This is a genomic window from Devosia geojensis, from assembly GCF_000969415.1.
GTDB lineage: Bacteria > Pseudomonadota > Alphaproteobacteria > Rhizobiales > Devosiaceae > Devosia > Devosia geojensis.
Genome location: NZ_JZEX01000046.1, coordinates 1 through 23,148 on the forward strand (window position 1 = coordinate 1; position 23,148 = coordinate 23,148).

Consider the following 23,148-nt stretch of genomic DNA (forward strand, 5'->3'; position numbering starts at 1 on the left):
GGGGGGAACCCACCACCGTTCGAATATCGCGGTTATCAATTCTCGATCCATTTGTCCCGTGTGGGGGAGGCTGGGAGGGGGAATGCAACGACGCAGAATTCATACGCGATAGCCTTGAAGATCGATGTGAGCGCTATTTGCCGGAATCGACAAGGCCTTTGGCAAACCAACGCTGCATGAGGAGGATGACCGCCGCAGGCGGCAGCATGACGAAGAAGGCGCCGGCCATGGCGATGTTCCAGGCGGGCGCCGCATCGGCGACGGGCACCAGGTTCTTGAGGCCCAGCATCACTGTCGCCATCGACTTCTCGGTGGTGAAGAGCAAGGGCCAGAGATACTGGTTCCAGCCATAAAGGAAGAGGATGATCGAGAGCGCCGCGATATTGGAGCGCGAGAGCGGCAGCAGCACGTCCCAGAAGAACTTGATCGGTCCCGCCCCGTCGATGCGCGCCGCCTCGCAGAGGTCGTCGGGAATGGTGAGGAAGAACTGCCGGAAGAGGAACGTCGCCGAGGCCGAGGCGATGAGCGGCAGAATGAGCCCGCCATAGGTGTTGACGAGGTTCCACTGCAGCGCGGCCTCGAGCCGGTAGCCCGTGGTGCTCTCGATGAAGCCGGAAAGGCCGATGGTGGCAAAGAACCAGCGCAGCGGCCCGCCGGCGTCCGCCACTGCCTCGTAGGTCGGGATGATGCGCACCTCGACCGGCAGCATCAGCGACACGAAGATCAGCCAGAACGCCGTCATCCGGAACGGGAAGCGGAAATAGGTGACGGCGAACGCGGCGATCAGCGAGACGATGATCTTGCCGATGACGATCCCGGCCGTAACGAGGATCGAGTTGAAATAGAGCCGCGAGAAGTCCTCCGCGTTCCAGGCCGTCACCACGTTGTCGATGAAATGCGGTCCCGGCAGCCAGGGGAAGGGGGTCTGCTGCACATCGGAGACGGTCAACGATCCGGCCACGAACGCGAAGTAAAGCGGCAGGCACACCATCGCCGCGCCGACGAACAGCACCACGTGGCAGAAGATGGAAAGGCCGAGATTGCGCTGGACCATCGTTTAGATCCTGTCGGTTTGCAGGGCAGGTCGCCTTGCCGGGCCCCACACCTCTCCCTTGGGGGAGAGGTCGGACCGGAGCGAAGCGGAGGGCCGGGTGAGGGGGCCTTTCCACACGCCACAACGCCCCCTCACCCGCCGCTTCGCGTCGACCTCTCCCCCAAAGGGAGAGGTGAATGGGCCGCCGATTTCAACAAACCACATGCCTACACCTGGTAGTTGACCTTGCGCTCGACGGCGCGGAACTGGAGGATGGTGAAGACGATGGCGATCGCCATCAGGATCACCGATTGGGCTGCCGACGAGCCGAGGTCGAGGAGGACGAAGCCGTCCTGGTAGACCTTGTAGACCAGCGTGTTGGTGGCCCCGCCCGGTCCCCCCGCCGTCACCGCGTCGATGATGCCGAAGGTGTCGAAGAGGCCGTAGGTGAAGTTCATGATGACGAGGTAGAAGACCGTCGGCATGATGATGGGAACCGACACGGTGAAGAACCGGCGCACAGGCCCGGCCCCATCGAGGGCCGCCGCCTCGATCAGCGATTGCGGCACGGCCAGCAGCGCGGCGACGAGGAAGATGTAGTCGTAGCAGACGTGCTTCCAGACGGCCGCGACCGTGATCAGGACCTGCGCATCGAACGGGCGCCGGTTCGGGTCCCACGGGATGCCCAGCGAATGCAGGAACTGCGCCATCGGCCCGACGGCCGGGTTGAAGAGAAAGGCCCAGAGCACGCCCGAGATCACCGGCGCGATGGCGTAGGGCAGAAGGATCACGCTCTTGTAGACGAAGCGCCCGCGGATCACCTGGTCGGTGGCGAAGGCGAGGAGCCCGGCGATGCCGAGCGTCGCCACGTTCTGGATGATGGTGAACCAGAAGGTGAACACCGCGCTGGCGCGGTAGGAGTCGCTGGCAAGGAGGCGGGTGAAGTTCTCGAGCCCGACGAAGAGGGTGGTGCCGCCGAACGGGTCGACCTGGACGAAGGCGAGGGAGAGCGCCTTCCAGGAGGGGATGAAAAAGAAGAACAGCAGGATGAGGAGCTGCGGCGCCAGCAGCCAGGCGGCGATGCCCCCCTTGCGGAAATGCGCCGCCTTGAGGCCGCTCTCGCTCGCCATGGGCACGAGCCGCTGGGCGAAGCGGGAGAAGGGACGCGCGGGCGCGTCCCTCCGGCCGGTCATGGGCTCACTTGCCAGCATGAAGCGTCTCGTACTGGCGCAGGATCTGGTTGCCGCGCTCGACCGAGGCATCGAGCGCCTGCTGCACCGTCTTCTGCCCGGTCCAGACCGATTGCAGTTCCTCGTTCATGACCGCAAAGGTCTGGTCGCTGTTGCCGAAGCGGAAGCCGCGCGAGTTCTCGGTCGGCTCCCCGCGGGTCAGTTGCAGGATGGCGATCTCGCGGGTCGGGTGCTCTTCGAAGAACCCTTCCGACAGCATCAGCTCGTAGGCGGCGTTGGTCACCGGCACATAGCCGGTCTCGCCGCTCCACCAGGCCTGAGTCTGCGGCTTGGCGATGAAGTCGAGGAAGGCGGCGGCGCCGGCCTGCTCCTCGTCCGACTTGCCCTGCAGCACCCAGAGGGCGGCCCCGCCGATATTGCTGTTCAAGGGCTCGGCCGTGCCCTCTTCATGGGGCATGAAGGTCGCGCTCCAGTCGAACTCGGCGCCCGATTCCACCGCCGCGTGCGTCGCGGTCGAGGCGATATAGGTCGAGCAGTCGCCCGAGGTGAAGAGCTGGGTGGGGCTGAGTCCCTGGCCGGCGATCTGCAGCACATCGTCATCGATCCACTTCTTCATGCGCTCGACCTGGCCGACGACCTGCGTGGTGTTGAAGATGTACTGCGTGTCGAGCCCGCCATAGCCGTTGGCGCTGGTGGCGTAAGGGTAGTCGTTGATGGCCGAGTACCCTTCGATCATGCTCCAGATGAAGTCGCCGGCAAGCGCCATCGAGCAGTCGGAGACGCCCTGTTCCTTGATGGCGTAGAGCTGTTCGTCGAGCTTCTGCCAGGTCTGCGCGGGACCATCGAACCCGGCCGCGCGGAAGTGGTCGGCGTTGTACCAGAGGATGGCGGTCGAGGAGTTGAAGGGCAGCGCCGCGGGCGTTTCGTCGACGATGTAGAAGTCGGCGACGGGGGTGACGAAATCGTCCCAATCGATCTCGTAGCCCTGCGCCTCCATCAACTCGCCGACCGGAACCACGGCGCCGGAATAGAGCATGGTGAGGAAGCTGCGCTCGGTCGCCTGCACCAGCGTCGGGTGCTGGCCGACGCGGTAGGCCGCGATCATGGCGGCGAACGTTTCGGCATAGCTGCCCTTGTTGATGCCGACGACCTCGTACTCATCCTGCGAGGCGTTGAAATCGGCGATGAGCTGGTCGACGATCTCGCCCAGCCGCCCGCTCATGGCGTGCCACCATTCGACGCGCACCTTCTCCTGCGCCATGGCGGCGTTGCTCGTCAGCCCCATGGCGCCGGCGAGCAAGGCCGCGGCGGTTTTACGGAAATAGAGACCCATTTGCCTGTCCTTCAGATCGAGCCTGAACATTGCGGAACCTCCTGCAGCAGCGTTTTCTGGCGTTTGCGCGGTCATCCCACTCGGGGGACGGCACCAACCGTGCATCGGGTTGTCGGGTGGTCTATGTTACATTTGTTACACGGACGTGACATATGTGAAAAGAGTGAATGACGCGGGGTTGATTCCATGGACCAGGCCGACATCGTCGCGCGCGCCGCGTGGCTCTATCATGTGGAGGGGCTGACCCAGGCCGAGATCGCCGAGCGGCTGGGCCTCACCCGCCGGCGCGTCAACGAGATGCTGGCGAGCGCCCTCAAGGACGGGCTGGTCTCCGTGTCCTTCAACACCGGGCTTGCCGACTGCATGGCGCTGGAGGCGCAACTGCGTGAGGCGTTCGGGCTCGAGGACGCGGTGGTGGCGCCGACCCCGGCGGACCCGGAGCAGTTGCACTCCGTGCTCGGACGTGTGGCCGCGGGCTATCTCGGCCGCACGATCAACAAGGTGAAGCCGCGTTCGCTGGGTGTCGGCTGGGGGGCGACGCTCAAGGAAACAGTGCACTTCATGGCGCCCATGCATGTCCCCGGTCTCGAGGTGCACTCGATGATGGGTGGGCTCACCCAAGGCTCGGAGATCAACACCTTCGAGATCGTGCGCGGGTTTGCGCAGGTGCTCGGCGCCCGCTGCAGCTATCTCGTCGCGCCGATCTATGCCGAAAGCGCCGAATCGCGCGACGCGATCATCTCGCAGACCGTCTTCCGCCGCACCTTCGCGGCCATCAGCGAGGTCGACATCGCGTTCCTCAGCGTCGGCGACGTCTCCGACCGCTCGCTGCAGGTGCGCTACGGGCTGCCGGAAGGCGTCAAGGCCGCGGACCTGAAACGCGCGGGCGCCGTCGGCGACATCATCGGGCGATACCTCGATGCGAATGGCGAGCCTGTCGCCCACGACATCAACGCCCAGGTGCTGGCGCCCGAGCTCGACCAGTTCCGCCGCATTCCCTGCCGCATCGTCGCCTCGGGCGGCGCCCACAAGCGCGAGATCGTCAAGGCGGTGGTCAAGTCCGGCCTCGCCACCGCCCTCGTCACCGACGAGGAGACGGCGCGCACGATGCTGGCTGGCCGCTGATGCGGCTTTGCGGCATTGGCGGCTCGGGCACCCTTCCCCTCTCCCCTTGAGGGAGAGGGACAGATTTTCCGCGTTCAGCGGAAAATCAGGGTGAGGGGTCTGCGATGTTGCAACTCACACCGGCCTTGTGAGTGTCGCATCATCGCTGACCCCTCATCGGCCCCTTCGGGGCACCTTCTCCCTCAAGGGGAGAAGGGGACGGGGTCACATGCGATTACCTGCCACCACCATCAAGGCCCCAGGAAGGGGAGAACTTCACGCCCGTCCCGCGCCATATCGTAAAATGTGAGCGCTATTCGAACGCGAGTTTAACACCCCAACACCCCATCTTGACACGCTCCTGAATGCTGGTAACGTTCCCACACCTGACGGTGTCTCGCAGAAGCATCGCGGTACGGGATGAGGATATGAGCAAGCGCGGCGGCCGCCGGCCCACCATCATCGATGTCGCAGCCAGGGCCGGTGTTTCCAAGAGCACCGCTGCGCGCGCGCTCGCCGGCGCCCCCAACATCAATGCCGAAACGCGTGAGCGGGTGCTGAAGGCCGCGCGGCTCGCCGGCTACGAGCGCAACCACCTTGCCGTCGGCATGCGCTCGGGCCGCAGCGGTCTCCTCGGCCTCGTCATCCCCGACATCGCCAACCCGTTCTGGGCCGACGTCGCCCGCGGCGCGCAGGATCGGGCGGCGCAGAACGACGTCTCGCTCCTCGTCTTCTCGTCCGACTGGGATGCGGCCAAGGAAGCCGCGCACCTGAGTGCGCTCCGCCGTGCCCGGGTCGACGGCGCCATCATCAATCCCGTCTCCGACAGCTTCGACGATCTCGATCGTTTCGGCCTGCCCTTCGTCCTCATCGGCTCGAGCGCCGAGCGCTTCCCCGATACCTCGAGTGTCGGCTCCGACATCGCCCAGGCCGTGCGGCTGGGGCTCGACCACCTGGCCGAAAAGGGGCATGTCGCGCCCAACCTCATCCTCGGGCCCAAGTCGCGCCTGGCGCGCGCCCGCTTCCTGCGCTCGGTGCACCAGCATTGCGTCGAGCGCGACATCGATCCGGCGATCCTCGTCATGGAGGACGGCGAATATACCGTCGAGGGCGGGCGGCTCGCCATGCAGCGGCTACTGAAGCGCCCGCATGTCGGGCACCTCGCCGTCTTTGCCGCCAACGACATGATGGCCATCGGCGCCATGATGGCCGCGCGCGAGGCGGGGCTTTCGTGTCCAGAAGATGTGTCGATCCTCGGCTTCGACGGCATTCCGGCCGGCGCCTTCACCACGCCCGGCCTCACCACCATCGCCAAGCCCGGCCGCGAGATGGGCATCCGCGCCGTCGAAGGGCTTTTCGACGAAATCGAAGGACGGCCGGAACACGGCCGCATTCATCTGCCGTGCCGACTGGTCGAGCGCGCCTCGCTCGCCGACCTCTCGGTCGGGACGCCCCAGCGCAAAGCGGGGGCAGGGAGAATCTGACTATGGCGGCTGGCGAAGAACAGCGGCTCGATACCGCATCCATCATTGGGAACGTTCCCACTGAATCCCGCCGCGCCGCCTTCCTCCGCGGCGCGCAGCGCTGGTGGCCCTACTACCTGATGATGGCCCCCGGCATCGTCTTCTTCGTCGTCTTCCATTATCTGCCGATCTGGGAAGCCAAGATCGCCTTCGAGCAGGTGCGCATCATTCCGCCCAACATCTGGGTGGGCTGGCAGCACTTCCAGACGCTCTTCGCCTCGCCCGTGTTCTGGCAAGTGCTGGCCAATACGCTGATCATCTCGGCGATGAAAATGGCCTTCGTCTTCCCGGTGCCGATCCTCGTGGCACTCTTCCTCAACGAGATCCGCTCGGGTCCGCTGCGCAAGTTCATCCAATCGGCGATCTACCTGCCGCACTTCCTCTCCTGGGTGGTGATCGCCGGCATCTTCATCGCCGCGCTCTCGCCCTCGGGCGGCGTCGTCAACCAGATCGCCGGCCTCTTCGGGCTCGAGCCGCGCTCCTACATGACCGACACCGGCGCCATCCGCTGGGTGCTGGTCTATTCCGAGATGTGGCGCTCGGCCGGCTGGGACAGCCTCCTCTACCTCGCCGCCATCATCGCCATCGACCAGCAGCTTTATGACGCGGCCGAGATGGACGGGGCCAACCGCTGGCAGAAGATCTGGTACGTGACCATCCCCGGCATCGTGCCGACGATCGCCACCCTCTTCATCCTCAACGCCGGCATGTTCCTCTCGGCCGACCTCAACCAGGTCATCAACATGTCGAACGACGTGGTGCGCGGCACGATCGACATCGTCGACACCTATGTCTACCGCATCGGCCTGCAGACCGGCGAATACTCGCTGGCGACCGCCGCCGGCCTCTTCAAGGCCGTGCTCGGCATGCTGCTCATCATCGTCGCCCACAATGTGTCCAAGCGCCTGACCGGCAAGGGGGTGTGGTGATGGCCAGCCGCAACGACCGCCGCACGCCGCTCGAGCGGATCGAATACGCCATCATCGTCTCGACGATGCTGCTGATGGTGGTGGTGACCGTCCAGCCGATCCTCAACCTCGCCGCCATCTCGCTTTCCGATCCCGGCCGCGTGCCGGGCATGAGCGGGCTCGCCATCTGGCCGGAGGGGTTCTCGCTCGACGTCTGGACGTTGCTCCTCAACCACCCGAACGTGCGCCAGGGCGTGATGAACTCCCTCCTCATCACCGGCGTCGGCACGCTGATCAACGTCACCTTCACGGCGCTGATGGCCTGGGGCCTGTCGCGTCCGGGCCTGCCGGGGCGGCGCTTCCTCTTCGTGATGGTGCTTATCACCATCGTCTTCGAGCCCGGCATCATCCCGGATTATTTCATCAACAAACGCCTCGGCCTCTTGGATACCTACTGGTCGGTGATCCTCTACAAGGCCGTCAACGCCTGGTACCTCATTATCCTCATCCGCTTCTTCGAGGAAATCCCCAACGAGCTCCTCGAAGCCGGGGAGCTCGACGGGGCCAACGCCTTCCAGATCTTCTGGCACGTGGTGCTGCCGCTCGCCCGGCCGGCGCTGGCGACGATCACCCTCTTCTACCTCGTCTTCCACTGGAACGAGTTCTTCCGGGCAATGATCTACCTCACCGACCAGAGCAAATGGCCGCTGCAGGTGGTGCTGCGCCAGTTCGTCATCGGCGGCGACAAGCTCTCGATGGTGGGCGTGCAGGCGATGAGCAATTTCACCGGCGCCAGCCAGATTTCGATACGGGCGCTCAACGCCGGGATGATCATCCTGACCATCCTACCGATCCTCATCATCTATCCCCTCATCCTCAAGTTCTTCACCAAGGGCACTATGTCCGGGGCCCTCAAGGGATGACGAGAAAGCCCCAACAACGAGCACAAATCACGGAGGAGACAACAATGCTCGCAAGGAGACTACTGACCACGACGGCGGCTCTGGCGCTGAGCCTCGGCCTTGTCGCGACGGCCATGGCGCAGCCCGCGACCGTGCGGATCGTCTCGAAGGACCTCTTGACCACCAATCCCGAGGACGTCGCCCATATCGAGCGCATCGAAGCTGCGCTGGCCGAACGCGGCACCGAGGTCGATATCCAGATCGTCGATCTGCCCTCGTCCGGTTATGCCGATGCGCTGGGCGTCATGCTACTCTCGGGCGATATCCCGGATCTCATCTACTTCCAGGGCGGCGACGCCAAGATGGTCGAGCAGGGCATCCTCGAGGACTGGCGCCCATGGATCGAGCAGACGGAATACCTCAAGGACGCGCTCTACGAGCACAATCGCGCCCGCCTCGAGAACTACCCATACCTGCTCTACCCCTATCCGCTGCGCATTCCCCAGCCGGTCATACGCAGGGAGTGGCTGGAACAGTCCGGGCTCGAGGCGCCGCAGACCGTCGAGGACTACGTGGCGCTCTTTTCCGCCATCCGCGACGGCGACTTCGACGGCAACGGGCAGGACGACACCTACGGCATCACCACCGCCGACAACACCAACGAGCTCGACGCGATCTTCAACCAGGCCTTCGGCGTCTCGGCCACCTGGATGAAGAACGAGGCGGGCGAATGGGTGCACTCGCGCGTGACGCAGGAGGAGCGGGACAAGATCGCCTTCTATGCCTCATTGCGTGAACAGGGCCTCTATGACCCCGAATACATCACCACCAAGTGGGACACCAAGGAGGACAAGTTCTACACCGGCCGGGTCGGAGTCATCCTCGGCTCGTCGATGGAGGTGATCGACATCTATGGCGGCAAGCTCCGCCAGGTCGAGCCCGACGCCGAGCTCGTGCTCCTGGCGCCGCCCGAGGGCCCCGGCGGGCGCGGCCTGCAGGCTGTCGACGTCTCCAAGGAGAGCCGCGGCTTTGCCATGTCGGTCCTGTCCGAGAACAAGGAGGCGGTCGTCGCCATCCTCGATTTCCTCGCCAGCCCCGAAGGCCAGATGATGGACCGCATGGGCTTCGAGGGCGAGCACTATACCGGCTCGGGCGACGTCACCGAAGTCACCGACAAGATCTCGACCTGGTATGCCCGCTTCATGGCGACGGCCAACTGGCAGCCGCCGGTCGTCTGGCAATCGGAAGCGGCGGTCGCCTCGCTCGACCGGATCGCCGAGTACTACACGCCTGACAACGCCTTCGTCTTCCCGGCCCAATACGCCGCCGACCTCGACGCGACCGAGAACGTCTATCGCTCGTGGGTCTACAAGTTCATCTCCGGCGAAGCCTCGATGGACCAGTGGGACCAGTACGTCGCCGAGTGGGAATCGGCTGGCGGCGCGCGGCTCAACGAATACGCCCGCAGCGTCCTGGGCGAGTGAAGTGGCTAGCGCCGGCGTCAGGACATTTGACAGGGTGTGGCGAAGGCCCCCTCACCCTGTCCCTCTCCCCCAAAGGGAGAGGGGACGCTGGCGCGGCCGCGGTGCTCACCTCTCCCTTGGGGGGAGAGGTCGGCGCGCAGCGCCGGGTGAGGGGGCCGTTCCTCCGTCACCTGGCAGAGAGTTCGACTGCTTCAGGTGCAAAGGAACCCACCCATGACTGATGCCTTCCGTGGCCGCGTGCGCGCTCTTGTCCATGGCGTCGCCCTCGGCGATGCGCTGGGCGCCCCGGTGGAAAAGCTCCCGGCCAAGGCCATCCGCGAACGTTATGGGCGGGTAACCTCCCTCGATACGACCTGGCACAAGATGAACCTGCCCCCGGAAGCCCGCAACGGACGTATCCGCGGCAACGGCATCGTCACCGACGATACGCTGATGACGCTGGCGCTGATGGAGATCTACGCCGAGGTCAGGCGCCATCTCGACGCCTGGGATATGGCCGACGGCATGGTGCGCCAGATCGCCTGGACGCCCCGCTGGGTCCCCGAGCTGCAGCGCGAGGCGATGCTCATCGAGCGCCTGTTCTATCCCGAGAAGTGGATATTCCAGCGCCACCAGCTGACGAGCTGCGATCCGCGCCAGGGCGGTATCGGCAACATGGTCAACTGTGGAGCGGCCATGTACATCGCGCCCGTCGGCGTCGTGAATGCCTGCGACCCGAAGGCCGCCTATGACGAGGCCATCGCCTTCGCTTCCGGCCACCAAGAAAGCTACGGGCTCGAGGCCGCCGGCGTCATGGCCGCCGCTGTCGCCGCCGCTTTCGTTCCGAATACGAATATCGAAACCATCGTCGAAACCGTGCTGGCGCTGGCCAAGGACGGCACCCGTGCGGCCATTGCCGATATCGCTGAGGAAGCGCGCAAGCTCCGCCGCGCCGGTGCCGACCATCCCGCCGTATGCGACGCCTTCCACGAGGCGATCGCGCGCTATTCGACGATCGGCGATGACGTCAACCATGTGGCCGAGAATGCCGGGCGGGTGACCGACGCCTACCGCCCCTCGCGCCTAGCCGCCATCGAGGAGCTGCCGCTGGCCTTGGGCTTCTGCATCCTCAACGACGGCGATTTCCGCCGCGCGATCGAGGACGGGATCAACTCTGGCCGCGACACCGATTCCATCGGCGTCATGGCCGGCGCCATCCTTGGGGCGCTGCACGGCGAGGCGGTGATTGATCCGGCCGACGCGCGCCGGCTCGACGAAGCCAACGCCATGGATATCAGGGCTTCCGCCGACGCGTTCGCCGATACGGCGCTCGCCATCCTCGCCGCCGACCGCGCCGCGGTTCAAAAGCGCGAAGCCGACCGCGCCACGCTCATCGGCGCTCCAGACCTTGCCACCATCGCCTGATTTCAACCCTGCCCCGAAAGACGTTTGATGCTCTCTCCCGACCAAATCCTTGAAAAGATCTATGCCGGCTTCATCGGCAAGGCCATCGGCGTGCGCCTCGGCGCGCCGGTGGAGCCCACAATCTGGAGCTATGAGCGCATCCGGGGCACCTATGGTGAGGTGACGCAATACCTGCGCGACTTCAAGAACTTCGCCGCCGACGACGACACCAACGGGCCGGTCTACTTCATCCGGGCGCTGCGCGACTACGGGCTCGATGCCACCGCCGAGGATGTCGGCAAGACTTGGCTCAACTACGCGGCCGAAGAACACGGCATGTACTGGTGGGGCGGCTATGGCGTCTCGACGGAGCACACCGCCTATCGCAACCTGCGCGCCGGCATTCCGGCCCCGCAGTCGGGCTCCATCGCCACCAACGGCACGACCGTTGCCGAACAGATCGGCGGGCAGATCTTCATCGACAGCTGGGGCTGGGTGAACCCGGGCAATCCGGAAAAGGCAGCCAAAATGTCTGCAATGGCCGCGAGCGTCGCCCATGACGGCGAGGGCCTCAACGGCGCCCGCTTCTGCGCCGCCGCCATCGCCGCCGCCTTCGAGGCGCAGACCATCGAGGAGGTCGTTGCGGTTGCCCTTGCGACGATCCCGCCCGAGAGCCTTTACGCCCGCGTCGCCAACGCCGTCATCGCCTTCCACAAGGCCCATCCCGACGACTGGCGCGCCTGCCGCGACATGCTGACGGCCGAGTGGGGCTATGACCGCTATCCGGGCGTCTGCCACATCATACCGAATGCCGGCGTGACGGTGATGGCGATCGTCTACGGACGCGGCGACCTGCCGCGCACCGTCGAGATCGCCACCATGGCCGGCTGGGATACCGACTGCAACGCGGGCAATGCGGGCGCCATCGTCGGCACGTTCCAGGGCCTGCAGCCGGGCTGGGACAAGTATAGAAAGCCTATCAACGACTTCCTCGTCGCTTCCGGCGTCGTCGGCTCCATCAACATCGTCGATATCCCGACGTTCGCCCGAGAGCTGACAGTGCTGGCGCTCGAGCTTGCCGGCCGCGAGGCGCCCGCGCTCTGGGTCGAGGACATGACGCGGCGCGGCGTGCGCTTCGATTTCGACTTGGCCGGTTCGACCCACGGCTTCCGCACGGAAGGGTTCAAGCAGATCGCCGTCAAGGGCTCGGCCGAGCGCCACACGGAGGACTCGCGCGGCAGCCTCGAGATCCTGCTCGACCGGCTGGAGCGGGGGCAGGGCGGGCGCGTCTTCTGGAAGCCGTTCTACCGCCGCGCCGACTTCGACGACGAGCGCTACCGGCCGATGTTCTCGCCCTTGGTCGATGCCGGCCAGACCGTCTCGTTCAAGCTCTGGCTCGACCCGTGGAACGGCGACGGGAACCTGCGCATCGCCCCCTATGTGCGCCGCACCATGAGCGGGACGATCGAGGAGACCGGCGCCTGGCACGTGCCCTCGAGCGAGGGCTGGCAGGAGGTGAGCTTCACCGTTCCCGAAGGCGACGAGGCCATCGACGAGATCGGCATCTCGATCGAGTATTTCGGCCGCCTCAAATTCCTCGGCCGCCTGTTCCTCGCCGATTTCCGCATCGAGGGCGCGGGTCACGCGCGCATCGATCCCAAGGTCGAGACGCAGGAATGGGGCGCGATCTCGCGCTTCACCTGGAACCGCGGTCACTGGACCAGGCAGGACGGGCGCATCCATGCCCACACCGCCGGCGACGCCGACATGTGGACCGGGCACTACTACGCCCGCGATCTGACGGTTACCGCCGACATCCGGCGCCTTGCCGGTACCTCGCAGCTCGTCACCGCCCGTGCCCAGGGCACCAGCCGCTTCTACGCGGCGGGCTTTGACGGCGACGATGTGGTGATCGTCAAGGAGGACTTCGGCACCACCGTCCTCGCCCGCGCGCCGTTCAAACCGGAAACCGGCCGCAGCTATGCCTTCGCCTTCTCGGTGGATGGCGACAAGCTCAGCTTCTCCGTCGACGGCAAGCCGGTGCTGGAGGCGAAAGACGCCAGCTTCGCCTACGGCATGGTGGGCCTGCGTATGGCCGCGCCCGGCCGCATGAGCGTCGGCGTCGTCGAGATTGTTGAACGTGCATGAGGAAGGCCCCCTCACCCGGCCCTTCGGGCCGACCTCTCTCCCAAGGGAGAGGTGTTGCGAGCCATACGGCAGTGCCCCCCTTCACCTCTCCCTATTGGGGGAGAGGTCGACGCGCAGCGTCGGGTGAGGGGCCTTGCCTTCGGGAGGATCTGTGAATGTCTGAGATCGAACTCAACCACGTCGGCAAGGCCTATGGGTCCGTCAGCGTGCTCAACGATATCTCGCTCAAGATGGAGGAGGGCGAGTTCGTCGTCCTCGTCGGCCCCTCCGGCTGCGGGAAATCGACGCTTTTGCGCATGATCGCCGGGCTCGAGGATATCACGGCGGGCGAGATCACCATCGGCGGCAAGGTCGTCAACAACATGCCGGCCAAGGAGCGCGACCTTGCCATGGTCTTCCAGAGCTATGCGCTCTATCCGCACATGAAGGTCGCCGACAACATGAGCTTTGCTTTAAAGCTTGCCGGCGCGCCGAAGGCCGAAATCTGGCAGCGCGTCGCCGAGGCGGCGCAGATTCTGGGGCTCGAGAACCTGCTCGACAGGTTGCCCAAGGAGCTCTCCGGCGGCCAGCGCCAGCGCGTCGCCATGGGCCGTGCGATCGTCAGGAACCCGCGCGCCTTCCTCTTCGACGAGCCGCTCTCCAATCTCGACGCGAAGCTGCGCGTCCGCATGCGCGCCGAGATCAAGGCGCTGCACCAACGCCTCGGCAGGACCACCGTCTACGTCACCCACGATCAGACTGAGGCCATGACCATGGCCGACAAGATCGTGGTGCTGAACGGCGGCAGGATCGAGCAGGCGGGCCCGCCGCTCGAGCTCTATGCCGACCCCAACAACCTCTTCGTCGCCGGCTTCATCGGCTCGCCCGAGATGAACCTTCTACCCGCCAAGATCGGCGAGGGCGGCCGAGACGTGCGGCTCGCCGACGGCACGGCGCTGCCCGTTGCGCAGCCGCTGGAGCTGTCTTCCGGCAGCGAGGTCGTCTACGGCATCCGCCCGCAGCACATCGGCCTTGCCGATACCGGCGTGCCGGCCGAGATCGTCGTCGTCGAACCGACCGGCGAGGCGCAGGAGGTGCTGGCTACGATCGGGGGACAGAACATCTCCGTCGTGGTGCGCGATCATGCGATGCTGCACCCGGGTGAGACGCTGCGCCTTGCCATCGACCCGCAGCGGGTGCTGCTGTTCGACAAGGCGAGCGGGGCGAGGCTGCGCTGAGGATGGGTGAGGTCCGGCATTTCGATCCCGAGGTTCAAGGGCCGCTCCGAGGCATCCGCGTCCTCGACCTGTCGCGGCTGATGGCGGGCAACATGCTCTCGCTGCAGCTCGGCGATTTCGGCGCCGATGTCGTCAAGGTCGAGCCGCCCGCCGGCGATCCCCTGCGCGACTGGAAGGACGAGGGACACTCGTTCTTCTGGAAGACCTATGGCCGCAACAAGCGCTCGATCACGCTGGACTTGCGGCGCGGGAGCGCCATGGATGCGCTCTGGAAGCTTGTCGAGACGGCGGATGTCTTCATCGAGAACTACCGTCCCGGCACGCTGGAGAAAATGGGCCTCGCGCCCGAGGCGCTGCTTGAGGCCAACCCGGACCTCATCATCGTGCGCATCTCCGGCTTCGGCCAGACCGGGCCCTATGCGCATCTGCCGGGCTTCGGCACCATCGTCGAGGCGATGAGCGGCTTTGCCGATCGCACCGGGTTCCCCGATCGCGAGCCGGTGCTGCCGCCCCTGGCGCTCGCCGACATGATCGCCGGCATCTACGGCGCCTCCGCCACCATGACCGCGCTCCTTGCCCGCGAGCGCGGGCTCGCGCGCGGGCAGGTGATCGACCTGTCGCTGCTCGAGCCCATGTACTCGGTGCTGGGGCCCGAGGCGGCGATCTTTTCGCAGACCGGCAAGGTCAAGCAACGGGTCGGCAGCGCCTCCAACACCGCCTCGCCGCGCAACGTCTACCGCTGCGCCGATGGCAAGTACCTGGCGCTCTCGGGCTCGACCCCCGGCGTTGCCCGCCGCATCTTCGAGATCATCGGGCGCCCGGACATGAACGCCGATCCGCGTTTTGCCACCAATTCCGATCGCGTGAAGAACCGCGCCCTGGTCGACGAGGCGGTCGGCGCCTGGTTTGCGCAGCGCAGGAGCGAGGAGGCCCTCGCCGTCACGCGCGAGGCTGGCGCGACCGTCGGCCCGGTCTACGACATCGCCGACATCATGGTCGATGCGCACTATCGCGAGCGCGAGATCATCGTCGAGGCGGAAGACGAGGACTTCGGCGCGCTCGCCATGCACAACATCGTGCCGCGTCTCTCCGCCACACCCGGCGTCTGGCGCCGGCCGGCCCCGGCGCAGGGCGAGCACGGCCGCGAGATTCTGGCCGAGGTCGGGCTCGATGCGGAGGCCATCGCGGCGGCCCTTGCGCTGGAGCCGGCGCAATGATGCGCTCGCTGCTCTACGTGCCGGCGAGTTCCGAGCGCTTCATCGCCAAGGCCCATGAGCGCGGTGCCGACGCGGTGATCCTCGACCTCGAGGATGCTGTTGCTCCCGCGGATAAAGGCGCGGCGCGAGCCGCTCTGGCCGAAGCGGTACCCTCGGTGCGCCGCAGCGGTGTGCGCGTGTTCGTGCGCGTCAACAACCATGCGGACCTGCTCGCCGAAGACGCGACGGCGGCCGTGCGGGCCGGCGCCGATGGCGTGGTCCTGCCCAAGACCGAAAGCCCCAACGATCTTGCCGATCTCGCCATGATCCTGGAGCGGGCGGAAGGCACCGGACGCCCCGCAACCCGCGTCATCGCGCTCATCGAGTCGCCCGGCGCCGTGCTCGATGCCCGGGTCATCGCGCGCGGCCCGCGTCTCATGGGCATGATGGGCGGCGGCGAGGACCTGGCACTTGCCATGGATGCGCAGCCCTCTCCCGAGGTGCTGCGCCTGCCCAAGCTCCTCGTCCACTACGCCGCCAAGGCCGAGGGGCTGCTCTCGTTCGGCCTTCTGCGCTCCGTTGCCGACTATGCCGACCACGAGGCTATCCGAGCGGCTGCCGTAGAGGCGCGGACCTTCGGTTTCGATGGCGCAACCTGCGTCCATCCGGCCATCGTTCCGCTGCTCAACGCCGCGTTCAGCCCCAGCCCCGCGGAGCTGGACTGGGCCCGCCGGGTTGTCGAGGCCGCCCGGACGGAGCAGGGCGCGTTCGCGGTGGACGGCCGCATGGTCGATGCGCCGGTGATCCAACGGGCGCGCCGGCTCCTGGAGCAGGCACGGGACTACTCCCCTCCCCCTTGAGGGGAAGGCTATCGCCCATGCTCCGAAAGGGCGGCAGGCACCCTCCCCTCTCCCCTTGTGGGAGAGGGACCGATTTTCCGTGTCCAGCGGAAAATCAGGGTGAGGGTCCGCGATGCCGCCACGTCCACCGGCGCCTTGTTGAAGCATCGCAGACCCCTCATCCGCCCTTCGGGCACCTTCTCCCACAAGGGGAGAAGGGAAGGTGCCATATGCGATTGCCGTGCTCCTTGAGGGAAACTAGACAACTGTCTCCCTGAGCAGCGGCAGCGTCACGCGGAAGCATGCGCCGCGCTTCGTGCCGTCGACCAGCTCCAGCGTGCCGTTCATGCGCGCAACGATCTGCCGGCTGATGGCAAGACCCAGACCTGCGCCGGATTGGTCCGGGCCGGCCTGCCGGCCGCGATAGAACTTTTCGAAGATCTTGCTGTAATCGGCCTTGGCGATGCCGGGGCCGTTGTCGCTGACCTCGATGCAATACTCGCCGTTCTCGACCCGGGAGGAGACGGTCACCTCCGGCGCTTCGGCGCTGTTGTACTTGATGGCGTTGCTGATGAGGTTGATCAACACCTGTCCCAGCCGGTCGGGGTCGGCCGCCACGGTTGCGGCTTCGGCTCGGCTCGCGAAGCGCACCTCCATCCCCCGCTGCCGGGCGAGCGCATCGCATACCTGCACCGCCTGGTCGAGCGCCGCTTCCGCGTCGACCGGCTGGTTCTCCCAACCGCGCTCGCCCCGTTCCAGCGCCGAGAGGTCGAGGATCTCGTCGAGCAGCGTCGTCAGGCGCAGGCTCTCCTTGTGGATCGTGGAGATGAATTTCTCCCGCTCGGCGCCCTTCAACTCACCGGTGTCGAGCAGGATTTCCGAGAAGGCGCGGATGGCGGTCATCGGGGTCCTGACCTCATGGCTCACCTGGCTCAAAAAGTCGTCCTTGGCCTGGTCGAGGTCGCGCAGCTGCCGGTTGGCGATCTCCAGTTGCTCGGCGGTCGAGCGCAGCTCCGCCGAGGTCTTTTCGAGGCGCTGGGAATATTCGATGGCCTGCTGCGTCTCGTCGGCCATCTGCATCACTTCCTCGAGCGAAATGGCGTCGCCCGAAACGACCTTGGAGAGCATCACATGCGCCGAGGCCGCGCCGATCGAGCCGGCAAGCTCGCGCTCCAGTCGCCCGATGAAGGCGGGACTCGGCTCGATATCGGTCCAGAGCCGCCCGGTGTCGCTCGCCTCGGCGCTGAAGAGGGCCACGGCCCGCTCGTCGCCGAGGACGCGCTGGGCAACGAAGAAGAGGTCATTGGCGGTCGCCGAGCCGCGGATGAAACTTTGCCCCGAGCCGCCCGGCCGGCCGAAGACGTTGACGAAGAGGTTGGCCTGCAGCCGCTCCAGCGCCGAGCGATTGGTGAGGAGCGAGACGATGGCGAGGGTCGCGCAGTTGAGGAAGAGGCTCCAGAACACCGCGTGCACCAGCGGGTCGAGCCCTTCGAGCCCGAAGAGCGCCTCGGGCCGCAGCCACGATATACTCCACGGCCCCTCGGCCATGATGGCGGCGACCGTCGCCGAAGAGGATTGGAAGGAAGGCATGAAGCTCGACCATGCCCACACGACGAAGCCGACGGCGACCGCTGCCGTTGCCGCCTTGATCGAGGCCTCGCGCCAAAAGAGCGCGGCAAGGATCGCCGGCAGGAACTGCGCGACGCCGGCAAACGAGATGAGCCCGATGGGCGCCAATGCGTCGGAATCGCGCGTCATGAAGAAGTAGGTGAAGCCGAGGCCGAGGATGAGGACGATGGAGAACCGGCGCGAGTTGAGCAGCAGCCGGCTGACCCCGCGCCCATTGCCCGAGCGCGCATCGGCGGCGAGCCGCAGCACCATGGGCATGACGATGTGGTTGGAGACCATGATCGAGAGCGCGATGGATTCGACGATGATCATCGAGGTTGCCGAGGAGAACCCGCCGATGAAGGCGAAGAGCGCCAGCCAGTCCTGGCCGGCCGAGAGGGGGAGCGTGAGGACGAACATGTCGGGGTTGGCGCCCGCCGGCATGGCGGTCAGGCCATAAAGCGCGATCGGCAGCGTGAAGAGGCTCATCGCCAGCATGTAGAGCGGGAACGCCCAGGAGGCGGCGCGCAGGTGGTTCTCGTCGGAGTTCTCGACGACGGTGATCTGGAACTGGCGCGGCAGGCAGATGATGGCGGCGAACGAGAGGAGGTTCATCGCCACCCAGCGCGTGCCGAAGGTATCGCTCGAATAGGTGTCGATGCCCCTGGCCTCGGCGGTGGCGAAGATCGGCTCGAACCCGCCGCCGGCATAGAGGACGAAAAGCCCGACGGCGATGAAGGCGGTCAATTTCACCACCGCCTCGAAGGCGATGGCGGCGACGACGCCGTGGTGCTGCTCCTTGGCATCGACATTGCGCGTGCCGAAAAGGATGGTGAAAAGCGCCATGCCCGCTGCGACGCCGAAAGCGAGGCCGACCTCGTCGATGCCGGCGAGCCGCCCGCGCGCCATCTCGGAGGTGCCGGCGATCGCCTGGATCGAAGAGGTCACGGCTTTGAGCTGCAGCGCGATATAGGGCGCGATGGCGATGACGGCGATGACCGTCACCAGCACCGCCAGCCGGCTCGACTTGCCGAAGCGTGAGGAGAGGAGATCGGCGACCGACGTGATGCGCTGCTCGTGGCTGATGCGCACGAGGCGCCGCAGGATAAACCACCAGCCGACGAAGACAATGGTCGGCCCCAGATAGATGGCGAGGTATTCGAGCCCGTCGCGCGCCGCCGAACCGACGGCGCCGTAGAACGTCCAGCTCGTACAGTAGACGGAGATCGAGAGCGTATAGACGAGCGGCGAGCGCAAGAGGCCGCCGGGGCGGTTGCGCGTGCGCCGGTCGCCCACATAGGCGATGAGGAAGAGGAGCCCGACATAGGCGATGGCGGTGGCGATGACGAGGTCGGCCGAGAGCATCAGCCGTCGCGCCCCATCGCGTCGGAGGAGGGCGGATCGGCCGGCATGACCCGAGCGAGAAGGACCGCGCCGAGGACGAGCGCGGCCCAGACGGCGAAAAGGTAGATCACCTCGACCGGCAGGCCGAAGGCGCGGGTGCGCCATTGGAAGAGCCCGGTCAGCGGCGGCATCATGGCGATGAGCCCGGCAAGGGTGAGGACGAAGGCGGCGCTGATACGCTTGCCGCGATCCACTTGCCTACCTCTCCCCGACCTGCTCACCGAGCAGCTGCCTCACGGCGCTGATCACCTCGGCGTTGGCATAGGGCTTGGTCACGAACGCGTCGGCCTTCAATTCATCGGCGATGCGCCGGTCCTGCGCCTGTCCCTTGGCGGTCAGCACGAGGACCGGCAGGTCCTTGAGGCCTTCGCTCATGCGGATCTGCTTCAAGACCTCGAAGCCGCTGCGCTTCGGGAGCATCACGTCGAGCAGCAGCATGCGCGGTTGCAGCCGCCGCACCGCCTCGACGACGGCCTCGCCGTCGGTGACCGAGCCGATGGTCCAGCCCGCCCGCCGCAGGATGAAGTCGAGCGCTTCCAATATGCTCGGCTCGTCCTCGGCGATGAGAACGTCTATGGCCACTCTGTTTCCCCCCACGGAGCATTCTTGGGAAGTGGAAGCCACTTTCCGGTTTGAGAATGCGACCAACAGAAAGTTCCGGTTCCTCCTCCCGGAACATCTTTCATAAAAGCGCAATCAACGCTGCGCGCCAAGCGTCATGCGAAAATGCCCTCGCCGCCGGGCGCCAGCGGCGCCTCCTGTCGGCTGGTGCACTCGGCCCGGGTGCAGAGGCGACAGGCTGGACCCACGGGCACGTCGGCGCGATGATCGGTGAGGTCGAGCCCGGTCCCATAGACCGTGCGGTCGGCGTGGAGCGCATCGCAGGCAAGCATCACCGAGATCGGCATCGCCTGGTCGGCAAAGCCCGCGACCCGGCGCGAAACCGTGCGGGCGATGAAGAGGTAACGCGAGCCGTCCGCGAACCGCACCATCTGCCGCACGGTCGCGTCGGGCGCGCGGAACGCGGCATAGATCGCCCAGAGCGGACAGGCGTGGCCGCTGTTGGGCAGCAGCAGGCCGGGCAGGGGAAAGTGCTTGGTGAGGCGCCCGGCCGGGTCCGAGCGCAGGAACCCGAACGGCACGCCGCTGGCATTGGGCCGGCGCAGCGTCACCAGCCGGTGCGCCACCTGCTCGAAGCTTGCCCGGTAGGTCTCGCGCAACGCATCGATGTCGTAGCGCGCCGCCTCCGCATCGGCAAGGAACCGGTCGTAGGGAAAGACCACCGCTCCGGCGAAATACGAGGAGAGCGCCCGGTGGGCGAGGGTGTGCGCGGGAACGCTCGTCAGGATCGGCGAGGCGACCTCGGCGTCGATCGCGGCCGGATCCGCCATCTGGCAGTAGAGCCGGGCGAGCTGGAACTGGCGGGTAGCAAGCGTGGTGGTGTTGCGGAACCAGACGGTGCGGGTGCCGGGATCATAGCCATGCTGGCCCGGCCAGCCGCGCGCGTCGCGGTCCTGCATATGCCCCAATCGCACACCGACCCGGAAACGCTCGCCGAGCGCGCGGATGAGTGTCGCCTCGCCGAAAGGGCCGATTTCGTCGAGCTCGGCGCGCACCGCATCGGCTGCTGCTTCGAGGCGGGGGAAATAATTGTCGGACGCAAAGATCAAATCATCGAGCTCACGACGCGGCACCGCCGAGCGGCGGCCGTCGCTTGCCTGGTCGAACTGGCCGATGAGATTGCGCGCGACCGCAGTCAGCCCTCGCGTCTCGCGCCCGATTGCGGAGACGAACCGGCGGCGCTCGTTCTCTTCGAGGTCGGCGACGTCCTCGAGGATTTCGGCGCTCGAGCGGACGGCGGTGATGCCTGAGAGCACCTGGTGCAGAAGCTCGGACAACAGCGGATCGGCGCGCAGCCGGTCGGCATAGGCTTCGCTGGCAGCGCTCGCCGCGCCATAGGCCCGGTGCAACCGCACGATCGCCTGCGCCACCGCCGGGTTCTGCGCCACGAGATCGCGCGCCTGCACAGCGCCCAGCCCCGAGCCCACCAGTACCGGATCGGCGAAGGCCTCCTCGATCTCGTGGATCAGCCGGTGTTCGCTCTCGCCGGTCAGCTCCCCGACCTCGATGTCGAGTTCCTCGGCGATCCGCCGCAGGAGCGTTCCGCCGACCTCGCGCTTGTTGGCCTCGATGAGGTTGAGATAGCTCGCCGAGATGCCGGCACGGCGCGCCAGGCCCACCTGCGAGAGCCCGAGCGCTTTTCTGCGCGAGCTGATGCGGATGCCGATCGGCGCGCGCATCGCTTCCTCCCGTTCTGTCAACGAATTGACAGTTTTTCCTCACTCCAAGATCAATAATTTACAGAATTTTCCTTTGAATACAAATGATTATTGCGAAGCTTTTTTCACGAGCGGATAGTTTCGCGGCAGCGAGTGCTTTGGCAGAGAACCGGGCCCCGCGACATTGGAGGAGGGACTTAATGACTTATTCCAGGAAGGGGATGAGCCGCCGCACGCTCATCAAGACGGGTCTCGCGGGCGTACTGGCGACCGGCGTCTCGCCCATGATCTTCACGCGCGGCGCCTGGGCGCAGGAGTTCTGCAACAATCCCACCGGAGACACCGTCACCATCGGCCTCAACCTGCCGCTTTCAGGTGCCTATGCCGAGGAGGGCGCCGACGAGCAGAAGGCCTATCAGCTCGCCGTCCAGCACCTCAATGGCGAGGGCGACGGCGGGCTCATCAACGTGCTGACCCCATCCGCCCTCAAAGGCAACGGCGTCCTCGGCAAGAAGGTGGCGTTCGTCACGTCCGACAGCCAGACCAAGGCGGACGTGGCGCGCGCCGGCGCTACCCGCATGATCGAGCGCGACGGCGCCATTATGATCACCGGCGGCTCGTCCTCGGCCGAGGCGGTGGCGGTGCAGGGCCTCTGCCAGGAGATGGGCGTCATCTTCATGGCGGGCCTGACGCACTCCAACGACACCACCGGCAAGGACAAGAAGCGCTACGGCTTCCGCCACTTCTTCAATGCCTACCAGTCCGGCATCGCGCTCGGGCCCGTGCTTGGCCAGGAATACGGAGCCGACCGGCGCGCCTATCATCTGACCGCCGACTACACCTGGGGCTGGACGCAGGAGGAATCGATCAAAGCCGCGACCGAGGCGTTGGGCTGGGAGACGGTACAGGCCGTCCGCACGCCGCTCGGCGCCGCCGACTTCTCGCAGTACCTGACGCCCGTGCTCAATTCCGGCGCGGACGTCTTGATCCTCAACCACTACGGCAACGATATGGTGAACTCGTTGACGCAAGCAGTGCAGTTCGGCCTGCGCGACCGCCAGGCCAACGGCAAGACGTTCGAGATCGTCACGCCCCTCATCTCGGAGCTGATGGCCAAGGGCGCCGGCGAGAACGTCAAGGGCATCTTCGGCACGTCCAACTGGCACTGGAACCTTCAGGATCCGGGCACCGTCGCCTTCACCAAATCGTTCGGCGCCGCCTATGGCTCGCCGCCGTCGCAGGCGGCCCACACCGCCTATGTGCAGACGCTCCTCTATGCCGATGCGGTCGAACGCGCCGGCACCTTCTATCCGCCCGAGGTCATCAAGGCGCTGGAAGGTTTCGAATTCGACGGTATGGGCAACGGCGCGACGCTCTACCGGGCCGACGACCACCAGTGCATGAAGTCCGTGCTGGTCGTGCGCGGCAACGAGAGCCCGACGAGCCAGTTCGACGTCCTCAACGTTGTGCGCGAAGTGCCGCGCGAGGAGGTCGACTACGACCCGACCATCTTCGGCGGCGAACTCGGCCCGGCTGAACCCGCACCGATGTGCTGATGCATTGAGCGGCTCGCCCGTCCGGGCGGGCCGCATGCCCT

At 66.2% G+C, this 23,148-nt stretch carries 18 protein-coding genes; 11 read left to right on the forward strand and 7 right to left on the reverse strand.

Annotation, left to right across the window (positions count from 1 at the left end):
* Positions 1–133: 133 nt before the first annotated feature.
* From VE25_RS03190 to VE25_RS03200, 3 genes are all read right to left on the reverse strand, one after another.
* Positions 134–1,054, reverse strand: a complete 921-nt coding sequence (locus VE25_RS03190) for an ABC transporter permease subunit (RefSeq protein WP_046107148.1) — start codon at positions 1,052–1,054, stop codon at positions 134–136.
* A gap of 206 nt (positions 1,055–1,260) precedes the next feature.
* Positions 1,261–2,163: an ABC transporter permease gene (locus VE25_RS03195; RefSeq protein ID WP_046107239.1), complete on the reverse strand. Its 903-nt coding sequence runs from the start codon at positions 2,161–2,163 to the stop codon at positions 1,261–1,263.
* Positions 2,164–2,230: 67 nt separating this feature from the next.
* Positions 2,231–3,508 carry an extracellular solute-binding protein gene (locus tag VE25_RS03200; RefSeq protein WP_244466859.1) on the reverse strand — a complete coding sequence of 426 codons (1,278 nt, stop codon included), beginning with the start codon at positions 3,506–3,508 and terminating at the stop codon, positions 2,231–2,233.
* Positions 3,509–3,742: 234 nt separating this feature from the next.
* Between VE25_RS03200 and VE25_RS03205 the strand changes: the two genes are divergently transcribed.
* The 10 genes from VE25_RS03205 (at position 3,743) to VE25_RS03250 (ending at position 16,281) form a co-directional block, all read left to right on the forward strand.
* Positions 3,743–4,681, forward strand: coding sequence for a sugar-binding transcriptional regulator (locus tag VE25_RS03205; RefSeq protein WP_046107149.1), 939 nt, complete (start codon positions 3,743–3,745; stop codon positions 4,679–4,681).
* 407 nt (positions 4,682–5,088) lie between these two features.
* On the forward strand, positions 5,089–6,144 hold the full coding sequence (locus VE25_RS03210; RefSeq protein WP_046107150.1) for a LacI family DNA-binding transcriptional regulator: 1,056 nt from the start codon (positions 5,089–5,091) through the stop codon (positions 6,142–6,144).
* A 2-nt stretch (positions 6,145–6,146) separates the two neighbouring features.
* Positions 6,147–7,112, forward strand: coding sequence for an ABC transporter permease (locus VE25_RS03215; RefSeq protein ID WP_052731697.1), 966 nt, complete (start codon positions 6,147–6,149; stop codon positions 7,110–7,112).
* Entirely contained in the window at positions 7,112–8,014 is a 903-nt protein-coding gene (locus VE25_RS03220; protein ID WP_046107151.1) for a carbohydrate ABC transporter permease, read from the forward strand. Before VE25_RS03215 ends, VE25_RS03220 begins: the two co-directional genes overlap by 1 nt.
* A gap of 44 nt (positions 8,015–8,058) precedes the next feature.
* Positions 8,059–9,477 (forward strand): extracellular solute-binding protein, encoded by a 1,419-nt coding sequence (locus VE25_RS03225; protein WP_046107152.1) that lies wholly within the window; start codon positions 8,059–8,061, stop codon positions 9,475–9,477.
* Positions 9,478–9,690: 213 nt separating this feature from the next.
* On the forward strand, positions 9,691–10,881 hold the full coding sequence (locus tag VE25_RS03230; RefSeq protein ID WP_046107153.1) for an ADP-ribosylglycohydrolase family protein: 1,191 nt from the start codon (positions 9,691–9,693) through the stop codon (positions 10,879–10,881).
* 27 nt (positions 10,882–10,908) lie between these two features.
* Positions 10,909–13,008, forward strand: a complete 2,100-nt coding sequence (locus VE25_RS03235) for an ADP-ribosylglycohydrolase family protein (protein ID WP_046107242.1) — start codon at positions 10,909–10,911, stop codon at positions 13,006–13,008.
* Between the two features lie 155 nt (positions 13,009–13,163).
* Positions 13,164–14,225 (forward strand): ABC transporter ATP-binding protein, encoded by a 1,062-nt coding sequence (locus VE25_RS03240; RefSeq protein WP_046107154.1) that lies wholly within the window; start codon positions 13,164–13,166, stop codon positions 14,223–14,225.
* Positions 14,226–14,227: 2 nt separating this feature from the next.
* The gene (locus VE25_RS03245) at positions 14,228–15,442 is read left to right on the forward strand and encodes a CaiB/BaiF CoA transferase family protein (protein WP_052731698.1); all 1,215 of its coding nucleotides are present in this window, start codon (positions 14,228–14,230) and stop codon (positions 15,440–15,442) included.
* On the forward strand, positions 15,439–16,281 hold the full coding sequence (locus VE25_RS03250) for an HpcH/HpaI aldolase/citrate lyase family protein (RefSeq protein WP_046107156.1): 843 nt from the start codon (positions 15,439–15,441) through the stop codon (positions 16,279–16,281). Before VE25_RS03245 ends, VE25_RS03250 begins: the two co-directional genes overlap by 4 nt.
* Before the next feature lie 237 nt (positions 16,282–16,518).
* Here VE25_RS03250 and VE25_RS03255 read toward each other — a convergent pair whose 3' ends face one another.
* The 4 genes from VE25_RS03255 to VE25_RS03270 form a co-directional block, all read right to left on the reverse strand.
* Positions 16,519–19,233, reverse strand: coding sequence for a sensor histidine kinase (locus tag VE25_RS03255; RefSeq protein ID WP_046107157.1), 2,715 nt, complete (start codon positions 19,231–19,233; stop codon positions 16,519–16,521).
* Complete coding sequence (locus VE25_RS03260; protein ID WP_046107158.1) at positions 19,233–19,466, reverse strand: hypothetical protein; 234 nt, start codon at positions 19,464–19,466, stop codon at positions 19,233–19,235. The genes VE25_RS03255 and VE25_RS03260 overlap by 1 nt, the downstream gene beginning before the upstream one ends.
* A gap of 4 nt (positions 19,467–19,470) precedes the next feature.
* The gene (locus VE25_RS03265; protein ID WP_046107159.1) at positions 19,471–19,854 is read right to left on the reverse strand and encodes a response regulator transcription factor; all 384 of its coding nucleotides are present in this window, start codon (positions 19,852–19,854) and stop codon (positions 19,471–19,473) included.
* Positions 19,855–19,988: 134 nt separating this feature from the next.
* The gene (locus VE25_RS03270) at positions 19,989–21,572 is read right to left on the reverse strand and encodes a helix-turn-helix domain-containing protein (protein ID WP_046107160.1); all 1,584 of its coding nucleotides are present in this window, start codon (positions 21,570–21,572) and stop codon (positions 19,989–19,991) included.
* 179 nt (positions 21,573–21,751) lie between these two features.
* On the opposite strand from VE25_RS03270, the gene VE25_RS03275 reads away from it, so the two are divergent.
* Positions 21,752–23,107, forward strand: a complete 1,356-nt coding sequence (locus VE25_RS03275) for a substrate-binding protein (RefSeq protein ID WP_046107161.1) — start codon at positions 21,752–21,754, stop codon at positions 23,105–23,107.
* Positions 23,108–23,148: the final 41 nt, after the last annotated feature.

Bases quoted from the DNA above. Each gene is read 5' to 3' on its own strand.
- VE25_RS03190 (WP_046107148.1), bottom strand. From the start codon at position 1,054: ATGGTCCAGCGCAATCTCGGCCTTTCCATCTTCTGCCACGTGGTGCTG.
- VE25_RS03195 (WP_046107239.1), bottom strand. From the start codon at position 2,163: ATGGCGAGCGAGAGCGGCCTCAAGGCGGCGCATTTCCGCAAGGGGGGC.
- VE25_RS03200 (WP_244466859.1), bottom strand. From the start codon at position 3,508: ATGGGGCTGACGAGCAACGCCGCCATGGCGCAGGAGAAGGTGCGCGTC.
- VE25_RS03205 (WP_046107149.1), top strand. From the start codon at position 3,743: ATGGACCAGGCCGACATCGTCGCGCGCGCCGCGTGGCTCTATCATGTG.
- VE25_RS03210 (WP_046107150.1), top strand. From the start codon at position 5,089: ATGAGCAAGCGCGGCGGCCGCCGGCCCACCATCATCGATGTCGCAGCC.
- VE25_RS03215 (WP_052731697.1), top strand. From the start codon at position 6,147: ATGGCGGCTGGCGAAGAACAGCGGCTCGATACCGCATCCATCATTGGG.
- VE25_RS03220 (WP_046107151.1), top strand. From the start codon at position 7,112: ATGGCCAGCCGCAACGACCGCCGCACGCCGCTCGAGCGGATCGAATAC.
- VE25_RS03225 (WP_046107152.1), top strand. From the start codon at position 8,059: ATGCTCGCAAGGAGACTACTGACCACGACGGCGGCTCTGGCGCTGAGC.
- VE25_RS03230 (WP_046107153.1), top strand. From the start codon at position 9,691: ATGACTGATGCCTTCCGTGGCCGCGTGCGCGCTCTTGTCCATGGCGTC.
- VE25_RS03235 (WP_046107242.1), top strand. From the start codon at position 10,909: ATGCTCTCTCCCGACCAAATCCTTGAAAAGATCTATGCCGGCTTCATC.
- VE25_RS03240 (WP_046107154.1), top strand. From the start codon at position 13,164: ATGTCTGAGATCGAACTCAACCACGTCGGCAAGGCCTATGGGTCCGTC.
- VE25_RS03245 (WP_052731698.1), top strand. From the start codon at position 14,228: ATGGGTGAGGTCCGGCATTTCGATCCCGAGGTTCAAGGGCCGCTCCGA.
- VE25_RS03250 (WP_046107156.1), top strand. From the start codon at position 15,439: ATGATGCGCTCGCTGCTCTACGTGCCGGCGAGTTCCGAGCGCTTCATC.
- VE25_RS03255 (WP_046107157.1), bottom strand. From the start codon at position 19,233: ATGCTCTCGGCCGACCTCGTCATCGCCACCGCCATCGCCTATGTCGGG.
- VE25_RS03270 (WP_046107160.1), bottom strand. From the start codon at position 21,572: ATGCGCGCGCCGATCGGCATCCGCATCAGCTCGCGCAGAAAAGCGCTC.
- VE25_RS03275 (WP_046107161.1), top strand. From the start codon at position 21,752: ATGACTTATTCCAGGAAGGGGATGAGCCGCCGCACGCTCATCAAGACG.